The organism is Roseisolibacter agri, from assembly GCF_030159095.1.
In the GTDB taxonomy this organism is placed as follows: domain Bacteria; phylum Gemmatimonadota; class Gemmatimonadetes; order Gemmatimonadales; family Gemmatimonadaceae; genus Roseisolibacter; species Roseisolibacter agri.
In genome coordinates this window covers 643,717-657,049 of the sequence record NZ_BRXS01000005.1, presented here as the reverse complement: position 1 = coordinate 657,049, position 13,333 = coordinate 643,717, and the positions used below count along the sequence as shown (strand labels likewise).

Sequence of the window (13,333 nt, the reverse complement as noted above, 5' to 3'; positions counted from 1 at the left end):
GCGCACCTCCTGCGCCTGGCCCACCGCGCCCACGCTCCAGCGCTCGTTCGCCACGCCCCCGGCGCAGTCGTAGACGATCACCGGCGCCCCGGCGTTCGTCGCGGCGCCGGCGACGTTCAGGCACCGCCCCGCCGCGTCGTTCCGCAGCTGCAGCGGCCCAGCAGGCACCGCCGCGCTGGGCGCCGTCGCGGGCGTCTCGGCCGGCGCGGACACCTCGGGCACCGCACCGGCCGTCGCCGCAACGCGCCAGCTGGCCGCGCTGCCGCAGGCCGCCAGCACGATGCGCGAATCGTTCGCCGTCGCGCCCCCGGCGGGCGCCGCGCACAGCGCACCGCCCGCCTGCTGCAGCTGGCCCGCGCTCGTCAGCGTCCAGCGCTGCGTCGCCTGCCCCTCGCACCACGCGGTGGTCAGCCGCGCGCCCGCCTCCGTGCCCGCGGCCGCCAGGCAGAGGTAGCCGTAGACCTTCACCTCACCGGCCTGCCCGACCGCCGGCAGCGTCCAGCGCTCATTGGCCGTCTCCCCGTCCACGCAGTCCCACAGGATCACCGCGCCGCCCGGGCCAGTCTCGCCGCCGGCGACGTTCAGGCAGCGGTTCGCCGTGGTGTGGATCACCAGCGAGCGCGCCCGGACCGCGCTCACGAGCTCACGCGGACCGGAGTTGGTCCCGCGCAGCAGATCGCTGCGTGCGTTCGTGATGCTCTCGTCCGACGAACACGCGGCACCAAGAACGAGCACGCCGGCGAGAAGCAATGTTCTCGCGAAAGAGGAGTAGTACATCTGCTCTCCGAAGAGAAGGGTGCGGCGGCCCGGCTGGCGTGACCGATCCCAGAGGGGAGTCGGAGGTAGCCCCGTGGCTTTGCGTCGCCGGCTTTCGCCGGGTTTGCCTTTGTCGCAACCTCCCAAGGAGGCGCGATCACTGCCGATCGTGGTGGGATGCGACGGCGCGTTCACGACCTTCGTCCGACGTCCCCCGTCCCCGACCGTGTCGGGGAAGTCTAGATCCGGGAGCCGAACTCGCGAGCCGCGGCGAAGCCGTCACACGCTGAAGGGGACGTTCGAGGCGGCCTGCGCGCGTGGGACGTGTCGGACGTCACGGCACCTGCCGGATCACCTCGTCGGATGGACGAGCCGCCGAAACGGACGTCACGCCCGAGCACGGTGGCGCACGCGTGCCAGACGGCGGCCCACGGCGCCCCGGATCCACTCGCCGTACGCGGCCGGCCACACGCTCCCGCGCCAGCCGTGCCGCGACGCGGGCTCCGCGAGCAGCGCGCGGTACAGCGCCTGGAACTCGTCCGCGTACCGCTCGACGAGGAAGCGCTCCAGCACGCGCGCGTGCCCCGCCTCCCCCATCGCGCGACGCCGATCCGGCGCGGTCGCGAGCGCCGCGAGGTGCGCGGCCAGCGCGCCCGCGTCGCCCGGCGGAAAGAGGAGCCCCGTCGCATCGACCACGACGCCCTCGCGGTGCGCGGGGATGTCGCTGGCGACGACCGGCACGCGCGCGTACTGCGCCTCGAGCACGTTGAGCGGGAACGCCTCCATGCGCGACGCGGTCACGGCGACGTCGGTCGCGTCGCGCAGCATGGCGCCCACGTCGCCGCGCTCGCCGAGGACGTGCACGTGCCCCGTGAGCCCCAGCGCGGCCGCCTGCGCCTCGAGCGCGGGCCGCGCCTCGCCGTCGCCGACCATCAGCAGGTGCGCGTCCACCCCCGCCGCGCGCAGCGCGCCGATGGCGTCGATGATGACGCGCTGTCCCTTGATCTCGATCAGCGAGCCGACGACGGTCGCCACGAACGCATGCGGCGCGATGCCGAGCGACGTGCGCAGCGCGCACGCGTTGCCCGCGTCGAGGCGCGATCGGTCGATGCCGTTGTAGACGACGTGCACGCGCGACGGCGGCATCCCGTCGTCCAGCAGCCCGGCCACCACGTGGCGGCTGACGCCGACGATCGCCGCCGCCTGGTGCAGCCACGAGTGCAGCCGTTCCTCGCGCGTCATCATCAGGTGGATGTGCGCGACGACCGGGATCCCGCCCGAGCGCGCGACGGGCAGCACCGACGGGATCGGGATCAGGTTGTTCGCGTGCACCAGGCGCACGCCGTGCGCCTGCACGATGCGCTGCACGCGGCGCACCTGCTCCATCGGCGGCCGCCAGCCGTCGCGCCACTCGGGCACGTGCTCGATCTCCGCGCCCAGCGCGCCCGCCGCGTCGGCCAGCACGCGGCTCTCGCACGCGAGCACCGGCGTGAAGCGCGTGCGGTCCAGCCGCGCGATCAGGTCGAGCAGGCAGCGCTCGCTGCCCCGGATCCAGTCGCGACCGCTGTGCGCGAACAGGACCGTCGCGGGCGCGGTCATGCCGCCGTCACGCGGGGGCGCCGGCCGACACGCTGGCGGTCGCGGGCGACGCGGGCGCCGCGGCCGGACGGAAGCGGTTGCGCCCGTACCAGAACCCGGCGACGCCGAGCAGGCGCAGCGTCGCGCCGAAGCGCCGCGCCTCGCGCGGACGGTCGCCCGGCAGGCGCCGCAGGCCGAGGAGCCCGAGCAGGTCGCGCACGGCCTCGCCGACCATGAAGCGCGGCACGCCGAGCGCGTACGGCACGTCGTGCGGCGCCTTGCGATCGAGCACGCCGAGCGAGACGCCGTGCCAGAAGTGCCACCGGCGGTGGTAGCGCTTCTCGAGCCGCGTGCGCGGCACGAAGTGCAGGATGATGAAGTCCGGCCGGTACTGGCCGCGCGCGCCCAGGCGCCGCAGCCGCTCGTGCATCTCGCTGTCCTCGCACGACAGCTGTCGCGTCGACTCCGAGGGGCCGAGCGAGGCGTCGTAGCCGCCCGCGGACATCAGCAGCGCGCGCCGCACGGCGGCGTTGCCGCCCATCATCTGCCCGCGGTACTCGTCGGGCATGCCGAGGATGCGGTCCCCCTCGTAGAACAGTCCGAGCACCGGGTCGTACTCGGCGGCCAGCCAGCGCGGCGGGTCGATCTCCCAGCGCGGCAGGCACGGGCCCGTGATGTAGTCGACGCCGGGCGTCGCGAACGCCTGCGCGATGGCCTCGAACCAGCGCGGCTCGACGTCCTCGTCGTCGTCGATCATCCCGATGACGTCGCAGTCCGTGGCCGCGACGCCGGTGTTGAGCGCATGCGACTTGCCCGCGCGCGGCTCGAACAGGTAGACGATCGGGAGCCCGACCTCGGCGCCGCGGCGCGCGCGCTCCTCGACGACCGCGCGCGTCGCGTCGCGCGAGTTGTTGTCGACGACGATGACGCGCGCCTGCAGCCCGTCGGGGCGGCGCGCGGCCAGCAGCGTGTCGAGCGTGCGGCCGACGAGCTCCGCGCGGTTGTGCGTCGGCAGCAGCACGTCGACGCGCAACGGCCGCGCGTTGGAGGCGCGGCCGTCGGGGTCCTGCACGGACAGCGGGGTGGTCATCGACGACGACGGGCGCGGCGATCGGGGCGCGGCGTCAGGCCGATCCCGGCGGCGTCGGGAGCACGCGCCGCACCTCGGGCTCCAGGCGCGCCGCGACCGACGTGGCGATGCTGTCGGCGGACGCGCGCAGCCGCGCGATGTCCTCCGGCCCGCGCGCGTGGCGCGTGTCGAGCGGCACGACGATGCGCACCAGCGCCTCCTCGGTGCGGCCGTAGACCGCCGCGTCGCGCAGCAGGTGCCACTTCACCTTGTACTCGCTCGCCTCGATGCGCCCGCGGCCCTGGTACCAGTAGTACACGACCGCCTGCGCACCCTTGTTGGCGAGCACGTACCGGTTGGCGATGAACGACGAGCCGTCGGCCGACTTCATCGGGCGGAGGTTCGCCTCCACCGCCTCCCATCCCGCGCCCGGCAGGCAGTTCTTGGGCGAGTGGATGGTCTTGCCCTGCTGCTGGTAGTCGTAGTAGCCGACGTAGTACGAGAAGCCCGGGTCGAGCGAGTCGCGCGCGAAGGCGCGCATCGCGTAGTCGCTCATGCCGGCGACCTTGCGCTCCTGCTCGGGCACGACGACGTCCTGCATCGTGTAGCCGGGCACGTCGACGCGGAGCTTGGACATCGGCTCGCGCGAGGGCGTCTGGAGCTGCTCGCGGACGCCGAAGATCAGGGCACAGCCCGCCGCCAGCATCAGCGGGGGCACGAAGCGCACGTGGTCAGCCATGGGCGGGCGCCTGCTCGTCGGGATGGATCGCGTCCGGGGCCTCGGCGCCCGGGTCGGTGCGGTCGTCGTACTCCTCCGCGTACTCCGCCGGCGGCGCGGGCGGCAGCCCGCGCGTGTGCCACCAGCGCTCGGCGCGGCCGAACGCCCACGCCACGCCGCCCAGCAGCAGGAACGCGACGACGAAGATCAGCCAGCCCTCGGTGATGTTCATGAAGCCCTCGCCCAGCTTCGGGTCCACGAAGTAGACCAGGAAGCCGGTGAGGAAGACGCGCACGCCGTTCAGCATGATGGCGATCGGCACCGCGGCGGCGAGCAGCAGCACGCGGCTCGCGACCTTGTTCAGCGTGATCGCGCCGAGCAGCACGCTGAGGCTCAGGAGCGCGGTGAGCGAGCGCAGCCCGCTGCACGCCTCGGCGACGAACAGCTCGTGGCCGGGGATCTTGATGACGTTGCCGGTCAGCAGCACCGGGATGTCGCGCCACGCCAGCAGCGACGCGCCGATCTGCGAGGCCGTGAACTGCAGCGGCAGCGCGACGCGGCTGAGGATCAGCTCCGGCAGCGGGATCGAGAGGCCCAGCAGCGTGAACGGCAGCCACCAGCGCAGCGCCTGGCGGAAGCCGAAGTACCAGACGACGAGGCCGAGCAGCGACACGAGGATCGAGCCCCGCATCACGAACAGCTCGGCGGCCAGGTCGGCGAGGTAGCGGAACGCGACGCCGAACAGGAGGATCAGGCCGCCCAGCAGGCGGTTCGGCGTCGCCTGGGCCGACAGCCCTTCCTTCCAGGCGAACCAGAGGGCCAGGGGCGCGAGCAGCAGCCCGTGCCCCGCCTCCGGGTTGTTCCACCAGTCGAGCGCGAGCAGGCGCAGCGGCCGCGCGAAGAGCACGGCGAAGAGCCCGGCGGTCAGCACCGTCTCGACCGACACCCAGGTACGGGTGCGGTCGAGCAGGGTCGACTGGATCGGGGGCGAGGCGGTGGTCACGACAGAGTCGGGTGCGGGCGGAGCGTGCGGGGGCGGAGGCGGAGCCGCGAGCGGAGGGGCGCGGCGCGCCCGACCACAGCCGTCAGACCGGCTCGCCGGCGCGAGGACGCGGCGCCGTGGCCTGCGCCACCAGCGGCGACGGCGCGGGCTTGGTGCGACGCTCCGAGACGCCGCGCTCGGCGCGGCTGGCGAGGAGCGCCCCACGACCGCCGATCAGCAGCGCGATCATCGCCGTCACCGCGGCAAAGGCCGCGCCGAGCGACGAGAGCAGGATGCCGCGGCGCATCGGGAGCGCCACCAGGCGGCGGATCTGGATCGCGTCGAGCCCGAAGAGGACCAGGAGCGCCGCGAGCACGACGGCGAGCAGGATCGCGACCATGCCCACCCCGCGCAGCAGCCCGCGCTGCCCGGCGATGGCCGCCAGGAACCCGGTGAGCGTCAGGCCGAGCACGACGGTGCCCAGGTTGCCGAACAGCAGCCCCACGGTCCCGAAGCGCCACTGGAGCGAGCCCGCCTCGGCGCCGAACGAGCGGAGCGTGATGTCCGCCAGCGGCACGAGCACGAGGAGGATGGCGGCCGGGTACAGCGCCTTGGCGTAGCGTTGGAGGTTCTCGTCGGAAAACACGATGCCCAGGGACGGATGCGGAGCAGGACGTCCGGCACGCAGGCCGGGCGGCGGAAGAGCCAGGGAAACACGCACGTCATGAACGCGCGGACATCCCGTGGATGGCCTGCACTAGACGCGTTGCCATGGCAAGCGCAACCGTCGCGCCACGCCCGAACCGGGCAGCGCTCACCGGCCCGGCGTCGGAACAGGACGTCATAAAGTGCGCCCCCAGCAAGGTGCCGGTCAAGCCGAACGTTTGCTCATGCGTGTCAGCGTTGCGCGCGCTTCCGCGCCGTCGATGCGCCGGACGTGCGTCGCGCCCGCGACGACCTGTCGGTCCCGCGCCACACCCGACGGCGCGCACCGGCGCGCGCCGGCGCCCCCCGCCTTCACCCCGCGCCCCGACGTGGCGAGACTTGGCGAGACCATGCGAAGGGCGGACGCGCGGCGTCGTGCGTCCGCCCCGTCTCGCCGCCCCTCTTCACCCCGCTCGCGCCCGATGGATCCTGCGCTCGTCCTGCTGCTCGTCGGGCTCGCGCTCGTCGTCGTCCCGTGGCTGCTGTACCCGGCCGTCGTCCTGCTGCTGGCGCGGCTGGTCGGGCGGCGGGGCGCCGCGCCCGCGCCCGCGGAGTGGCCGCGCGTCACCTGCGTGCTCGCGACCCGCGACGCGCCGGAGGTGGTCCGGGCGCGCATCGAGAACTTCCTGGCGCAGGACTACCCGGCGGACCGGCTCGACGTCGTCGTCGGCCTCGACGCGGGGGCCGCGGCTGCCCTGCTCCCGCTGCTGGAGGCCACCGACCCGCGCGTCACCGTCGTCGCGGGCGACGACCCGGGGGGCAAGTGCCCCGCGCTCAACGCCGCCGTGCGCGCCGCGACGGGCGACGTGCTCCTCTTCAGCGACGCGCGGCAGGCGTTCGACCCGGGCGTCGCCCGCAAGCTGGTGGCCGCCCTGGCCGCGGATCCGCGCCTCGGGACCACGTCGGGCCGCCTGCTCCTCCCCGCGGACGACCGCGCCTCGCTCTTCCGCCTCTACTCCCGCTACGAGCTGGCGCTCCGCGACGCCGAGTCGCGGCTGCACTCGGCCGTGGGGGTCAGCGGATCGGTGTACGCGATGTGGCGGTCGCTCTGGCAGCCGCTGCCGGCCGGCCTGATCCTCGACGACGTCTTCGTGCCCATGCGGCTGGCGCTCGAGGGACGGCGCGTGGGCTTCGTCGCGGATGCCTACGCGCACGAGACGCGGCGGGTGGGCGCGAAGCAGGAGTTCCACCGGAAGGTGCGCACGCTGACCGGCAACTATCAGCTGTGCGCGTGGCTGCCGGGCGTGCTGGCGCCGTGGCGGAACCCGATCTGGCTCCAGTTCCTCTGCCACAAGCTGCTGCGGCTGCTGCTGCCCTTCGCGCTGGCGATGGTGGGGATCGCGACGCTCGCGCTGGCGTGGCGCGCGGCCGGCCCGTACGCCGTCTGGCTGGCCGCGGCCGCCGCGGTGGGCGCGCTCTGGCTGGCGGTCGGCCCCGACCCCGTCGCGCGCCGCCTGCGCGGGCTGGCGATCCAGCTCGGGTCGATGCAGGCGGCGGCCGCGGTGGCGATGGTGCACGGCCTCCGCGGCCGCTGGGACGTCTGGCGGCCCTGAGCCCGGGCCGCCGCGGCGCCCCGATCCGCTACGCGATGTTCGACGCCAGCCAGCGCGTCGCCGTGTCGACGTCCATCCCGCGACGCCGCGCGTAGTCCTCCACCTGGTCGCGCCCGATCTTCCCGATCCCGAAGTAGCGCGCCTCCGGGTGGCCGATGTAGTAGCCGCTCACCGCCGCCGTCGGATACATCGCGAAGCTCTCGGTGAGCTGCAGCCCGATCGCCGCCGTCGCGTCGAGCAGCGCGAACAGCGGCCCCTTCTCCGTGTGGTCGGGGCACGCGGGATAGCCGGGCGCCGGCCGGATGCCGCGGTACTCCTCGCGGATGAGCGACGCGTTCTCCAACGCCTCGTCGGGCGCGTAGCCCCACAGCTCGCGCCGCACGTGCTCGTGCAGCCGCTCCGCGAACGCCTCGGCCAGCCGGTCGGCCAGCGCCTTCGCGAGGATCGCCGAGTACGGATCGTTGGCCGCCTCGTACTCCGCGACGATCGCCTCGAGGCCGAGGCCCGCCGTCACGGCGAAGCCGCCCATCCAATCCGGCACCCCGCTGGCGCGGGGTGCGACGAAGTCGGCCAGGCAGTAGTTCGGGCGCTCGTCCTTCTTGTCCTGCTGCTGCCGCAGGAAGTGCACGGTCTCGAGCGGCCGCGTGCGCGTCTCGTCGGCCCACAGCACCACGTCGTCGCCGGTCGCGTTGGCGGGCCACAGCCCCACCACCGCGCGCGCCGTCAGCAGCTTCTCGTTGACGATGCGGTCGAGCAGCGCGCGCGCGTCGCGGTACAGCCCGCGCGCCGCCTCGCCCACCGTCGGGTCCTCCAGGATCGCGGGATAGTGGCCCGCGAGCTCCCACGTCTGGAAGAAGGGCGTCCAGTCGATGCGCTCCACGAGGTCCGCGAGCGGCCAGTCGTCGTACACGCGCACGCCCGGCGACGCGGGGCGCGTCGGCGCGTACGCGGTCCAGTCGATCGCCACCGGGTTCCGGCGCGCCTGCTCCAGCGGCAGCAGCCGCTCGGCGTCGCGGCGGCCGGCGCGGTTCGCGCGCACCGCCTCGTACTCCGTGCGCACGTCCGCCTCGAACTGCTCGCGCAGCCCGTCGCTCAGCAGCGAGCCCGCCACGCCCACCGCGCGCGACGCGTCCAGCACGTGCACGACCGGCCCAGAGTACTGGGGCGCGATCTTCACCGCCGTGTGCACCTTCGACGTCGTCGCGCCGCCGATCAGCAGCGGCGTCGTGAAGCCCTGGCGCTGCATCTCGCCCGCGACGAACGCCATCTCCTCGAGCGACGGCGTGATGAGCCCCGAGAGCCCGATCAGGTCGACGCCCTCGCGCTTCGCGGTCTCGAGGATCGTCGCCGCGGGCACCATCACGCCCAGGTCCACGACCTCGAAGTTGTTGCACTGCAGCACCACGCCCACGATGTTCTTGCCGATGTCGTGCACGTCGCCCTTGACCGTCGCCATCAGCACCTTGCCGGCGCTGCGCGTGTCGTTCCGCTCCGCCTTCTCGGCCTCGATGAAGGGGATCAGGTGCGCGACCGCCTTCTTCATCACGCGGGCGCTCTTCACCACCTGCGGCAGGAACATCTTCCCCGACCCGAACAGGTCGCCGACGACGTTCATGCCGTCCATGAGCGGCCCCTCGATCACCTCGATGGGGCGCGCGAACTGGAGCCGCGCCTCCTCGGTGTCGTCCACCACGTGCGCGTCGATGCCGTGCACCAGCGCGTACGACAGCCGCTCCGTCACCGGCAGCGCGCGCCACGCGTCCGTCTCGACGGCCGCCTGCTTCTGCCCGCGGAAGCGCTCCGCGATCTCCAGCAGCCGCTCGGTCGCGTCGGGGCGGCGGTTCAGCACCACGTCCTCGGCGCGCGCCAGCAGCTCGGGGTCGATGTCGTCGTAGACCGGCAGCGCGCCCGCGTTGACGATGCCCATCGTCAGCCCGGCGCGGATCGCGTGGTACAGGAACACCGCGTGGATCGCCATGCGCACCGGCTCGTTCCCGCGGAAGGAGAACGACACGTTGCTGATGCCGCCGCTGATGCTGGCGTGCGGCAGCTCGGCCCGGATGCGACGCGCGGCCTCGATGAACGCCACGCCGTACGCGTTGTGCTCCTCGATCCCCGTGGCGATCGCGAACACGTTGGGATCGAAGATGACGTCCTGCGGCGCGAAGCCGACCTGCTCGACCAGGATGCGGTACGCGCGCGCGCAGATGTCGACCTTGCGCTCCACCGTGTCCGCCTGCCCCTGCTCGTCGAACGCCATCACGATGACGGCCGCGCCGTAGCGCTTCACGAGCGTCGCCTGGCGCACGAACTCCGCCTCACCCTCCTTGAGCGAGATCGAGTTCACGACGCCCTTGCCCTGCACGTTCTTCAGCCCGGCCTCGATCACCGAGAACTTGGAGCTGTCGATCATCACCGGCACGCGCGCGATGTCGGGCTCCGCGGCCAGCAGCCGCAGGAACGTCGTCATCGCCGCCTCGGCGTCCAGCATCCCCTCGTCCATGTTGACGTCGAGCAGCTGCGCGCCGCTCTCCACCTGCTGGCGCGCCACCGTCAGCGCGGCCGGGTAGTCGCCGGCGAGGATCAGCCGCGCGAACTGCTTCGAGCCGGTGACGTTGGTGCGCTCGCCGACGTTCACGAAGTTGGTGTCCGGCCCGACCACCACCGGCTCCAGCCCCGAGAGCCGCAGGCGCGGCGCGATCTCGGCGCGCGCGCGCGGCGGCAGGTCCGCCACCACCTCCGCGATCGCCCTGATGTGCGCGGGCGTGGTGCCGCAGCAGCCGCCGACGACGTTCACCAGCCCCGCCTCCGCGAACTCGCGCAGCACCGCCGCCATCGCCTCGGGGCTCTCGTCGTAGCCGCCGAACTCGTTCGGGAGGCCCGCGTTCGGATGCGCGGTGACGAAGCAGTCCGCGACGCGCGCCAGCTCCTGCACGTGCCGCCGCAGGTCCTTCGCGCCCAGCGCGCAGTTCAACCCGATCGACAGCGGGCGGGCGTGCATCATCGAGTACCAGAACGCCTCCGCGGTCTGGCCGGTCAGCGTGCGGCCGCTCTGGTCGGTGATCGTGCCCGAGATCATCACCGGCACGCGCTCGCCGATCTCGTCGAACACCTGCTCGATCGCGAACAGCGCCGCCTTGGCGTTCAGCGTGTCGAAGATCGTCTCGACCAGCAGGATGTCCGCGCCGCCCTCCAGCAGCCCGTGCGCGGCCTCCGCGTACGCGGGCACCAGCTCGTCCCAGGTGACGTTGCGGAAGCCGGGGTCGTTGACGTCGGGGCTGATGGACGCGCTGCGGTTCATCGGCCCCAGCACGCCCGCCACGAAGCGCGGCCGCTCGGGCTCCGCGGCCTCGAACTCGTCGGCCACGCTGCGCGCCAGCCGCGCGCCGGCGACGTTGAGCTCGCGCGCGAGGTCCGACATGCGGTAGTCGGCCATCGACACCGCCGTCGAGTTGAACGTGCTCGTCTCCAGGATGTCGGCGCCGGCCGCGAGGTACGCACGGTGGATCTCGCCGATGACGTCCGGCCGCGTCAGGACGAGCAGGTCGTTGTTCCCCCGCAGGTCCACCGGCCAGTCGGCGAAGCGCTCGGGGATGGGCCCGCCGCGCCCGCGGTAGTCGGCCTCCTCCAGCCGGTAGGTCTGGACCATCGTCCCCATCGCGCCGTCCAGGACCAGGATGCGGCGGGCGAGCAGCGGCTCCAGCAGGGCGAGCCGCTCGGCGCGGGTGCGCACGGCGGGGGCGGCGGGCGTCTCGATGGCGGGCACGGCGGGTCGGGCGAGGGTCAGACGAGCGTGGGGGGAGGGATGGAGGCCCGGCGGGCTTTTCCATCCGATCATCCGGATGATAAGATAATAGCGGCCGTCCAGGCCAGCCGGCCGCTCCGCGCCGCCCGACCGTTCTCCTGCGCCATCCCCCGTGTCCGACGCCCGCGCCGCCGCCCTCGAGCGCTTCCTCGATCCCAGCGAAGTCGTCCTCGTGGACGGCGCCATGGGGACCATGCTCTACACCCGGGGCGTCTTCATCAACCAGTGCTACGACGAGCTGGCGCTCCGCGCGCCCGAGCTCGTCCGCGACGTCCACCGCGCCTACGTGGCCGCGGGGGCCGAGGTGCTGGAGACCAACACCTTCGGCGCCAACCGGGCGAAGCTGGCGACCTACGGCCTGGAGGGCTCGGTCGCCGCGATCAACCGGAAGGCGGCGGAGCTGGCCCGCGAGGCCGCGGCCGACGCGCCCGGCGGGCGCCACCCGGTGCTCGTGGCCGGCGCCGTGGGGCCGCTCGGCCTCCGCATCGAGCCGTACGGCCCCACGTCGCGCGACGAGGCCCGCGGCATGTTCGCCGAGCAGATGGCGGCGTTGCGCGAGGGGGGCGCGGACCTGTTCGTGCTCGAGACCTTCGGCGACCTGCTGGAGCTGGAGCAGGCGCTGCGCGCGGCCCGCGAGGTGGATCCGGCGGTGCCGGTGGTGGCGATGACGACCGTCGGCGAGGACCTGCGCACGCCCTTCGGCGCCGCGCCGGCCGACGTCGCCCGCGCGCTGGACGCGTGGGGCGCGGACGTGATCGGCCTGAACTGCTCGGTGGGCCCGCAGACGATCCTCGAGGCGATCGAGCAGATGGCCGCGGTCACGCACCGCAAGCTGGCCGCGATGCCGAACGCCGGCATGCCGCGCGAGGTGGGCGGGCGCCGCATCTACATGGCGAGCGCCGAGTACTTCGCGACGTACGCGCGGCACCTCGTGCAGGGCGGCGCGAAGATCGTCGGCGGTTGCTGCGGCACGACGCCCGACCACATCCGCGCGATGTCGCAGGCGCTGCGCGTCGAGCGCGCGATCGCCGCGCAGGGCCGCCGGTCCGCCGCCCCCGCGTCGACGGCCGAGCTCCGCGCCGTGGAGGCCGCGCGCCCGACGGGCGTGACGCCCGTGCCGCTGGCGGAGCGCTCGCGCCTGGGCGCGAAGCTGGCCCGCGGGGAGTTCGTGACGACGGTGGAGATCGTGCCGCCACGCGGCATCGACACGGCCAAGCTGCTGGCCGACGCGGGGACGCTGCACGCCGCCGGCGTGGACGCGATCAACGTCCCCGACGGGCCGCGCGCGCAGAGCCGCATGGGCGCGATCGCGACGTCGCTGCTCATCGAGCAGCGCGTCGGCATCGAGAGCGTGACGCACTACGCCTGCCGCGACCGCAACCTGCTCGGCATGCTGAGCGACCTGCTGGGCGCCGCGGGGCTGGGGCTGCACAACCTGCTGCTCATCACCGGCGACCCGCCGAAGATGGGGCCCTACCCCGACGCGACCGCGGTCTTCGACATCGACGCGATCGGGCTCACGAACCTCGTGTCGGGGCTCAACCGCGGGCTCGATCCCGGCGGCAACGCGCTCGGCGCGCCGACACGCTTCGTGGTGGGCGTGGGCGTGAACCCGGCGGCCATCGACCCCGCGCACGAGCGGCAGCGCTTCGCCTACAAGGTGGAGGCGGGCGCCGAGTACGCGATCACGCAGCCCGTGTTCGATCCGGCGCAGCTGGAGAGGTTCCTGCGCACCATCGACGACGTGCGCATCCCCGTCATCGCGGGCATCTGGCCGCTGGTGTCGGCGCGCAACGCGGAGTTCCTGGCCAACGAGGTGCCCGGCGTGACGGTGCCCGAGTCGGTGCTGACGCGCATGCGCACGGCGAACGCGCGCTCCAAGGAGCACGCGGTGGCCGAGGGGATCGCGATCGCGCGCGAGATGCTCGAGCTGGTGCGCGGCGAGGTGCAGGGCGTGCAGGTCTCGGCGCCGTTCGGGCGCGTGGAGCTCGCGCTGGAGGTGTTCGCCGATGCCCGGGTGGCACCGGCGCCGCTTCATCGTCCGGAGACGGTCGCGGCGCCTCGGTGAAGCGGCGCGCGTCCCCCGCGCCGCCCTCTCTTCCGGCCCGTCCGCTCGCCATGCCGTGTCCCTCGCCCATGCCCGGCCGAGGGCTGCACCCACGTGGCC

The 13,333-nt window shown here is 73.7% G+C and carries 9 protein-coding genes and 1 riboswitch; of the genes, 2 read left to right on the top strand and 7 right to left on the bottom strand.

From position 1 onward, the window contains the following. The 6 genes from rosag_RS18315 to rosag_RS18290 form a co-directional block, all read right to left on the bottom strand. On the bottom strand, nt 1–639 hold a 639-nt coding region (locus rosag_RS18315; protein WP_284351619.1), incomplete at its 3' end, for a ricin-type beta-trefoil lectin domain protein. Nucleotides 640–797: 158 nt separating this feature from the next. Next, nucleotides 798–895, bottom strand: a riboswitch (cyclic di-GMP riboswitch). A 248-nt stretch (nt 896–1,143) separates the two neighbouring features. Next, nucleotides 1,144–2,355, bottom strand: coding sequence for a glycosyltransferase family 4 protein (locus rosag_RS18310; protein WP_284351618.1), 1,212 nt, complete (start codon nt 2,353–2,355; stop codon nt 1,144–1,146). Nucleotides 2,356–2,362: 7 nt separating this feature from the next. Beyond that, entirely contained in the window at nt 2,363–3,424 is a 1,062-nt protein-coding gene (locus rosag_RS18305; RefSeq protein ID WP_284351617.1) for a glycosyltransferase family 2 protein, read from the bottom strand. Nucleotides 3,425–3,458: 34 nt separating this feature from the next. Then, nucleotides 3,459–4,142 carry an exosortase C-terminal domain/associated protein EpsI gene (locus rosag_RS18300; RefSeq protein WP_284351616.1) on the bottom strand — a complete coding sequence of 228 codons (684 nt, stop codon included), beginning with the start codon at nt 4,140–4,142 and terminating at the stop codon, nt 3,459–3,461. Next, the gene (locus tag rosag_RS18295) at nt 4,135–5,124 is read right to left on the bottom strand and encodes an exosortase/archaeosortase family protein (RefSeq protein ID WP_284351615.1); all 990 of its coding nucleotides are present in this window, start codon (nt 5,122–5,124) and stop codon (nt 4,135–4,137) included. Before rosag_RS18295 ends, rosag_RS18300 begins: the two co-directional genes overlap by 8 nt. A gap of 82 nt (nt 5,125–5,206) precedes the next feature. After that, nucleotides 5,207–5,749, bottom strand: coding sequence for a hypothetical protein (locus rosag_RS18290; protein ID WP_284351614.1), 543 nt, complete (start codon nt 5,747–5,749; stop codon nt 5,207–5,209). A 481-nt stretch (nt 5,750–6,230) separates the two neighbouring features. On the opposite strand from rosag_RS18290, the gene rosag_RS18285 reads away from it, so the two are divergent. Further along, nucleotides 6,231–7,361, top strand: a complete 1,131-nt coding sequence (locus rosag_RS18285) for a glycosyltransferase (RefSeq protein WP_284351613.1) — start codon at nt 6,231–6,233, stop codon at nt 7,359–7,361. A 28-nt stretch (nt 7,362–7,389) separates the two neighbouring features. Here the strand turns inward: rosag_RS18285 and metH are convergent, their stop codons facing one another. After that, on the bottom strand, nt 7,390–11,118 hold the full coding sequence (gene metH, locus rosag_RS18280; protein WP_345784854.1) for a methionine synthase: 3,729 nt from the start codon (nt 11,116–11,118) through the stop codon (nt 7,390–7,392). Between the two features lie 232 nt (nt 11,119–11,350). On the opposite strand from metH, the gene rosag_RS18275 reads away from it, so the two are divergent. Further along, complete coding sequence (locus tag rosag_RS18275; protein ID WP_425607519.1) at nt 11,351–13,234, top strand: bifunctional homocysteine S-methyltransferase/methylenetetrahydrofolate reductase; 1,884 nt, start codon at nt 11,351–11,353, stop codon at nt 13,232–13,234. Nucleotides 13,235–13,333 lie beyond the last annotated feature (99 nt).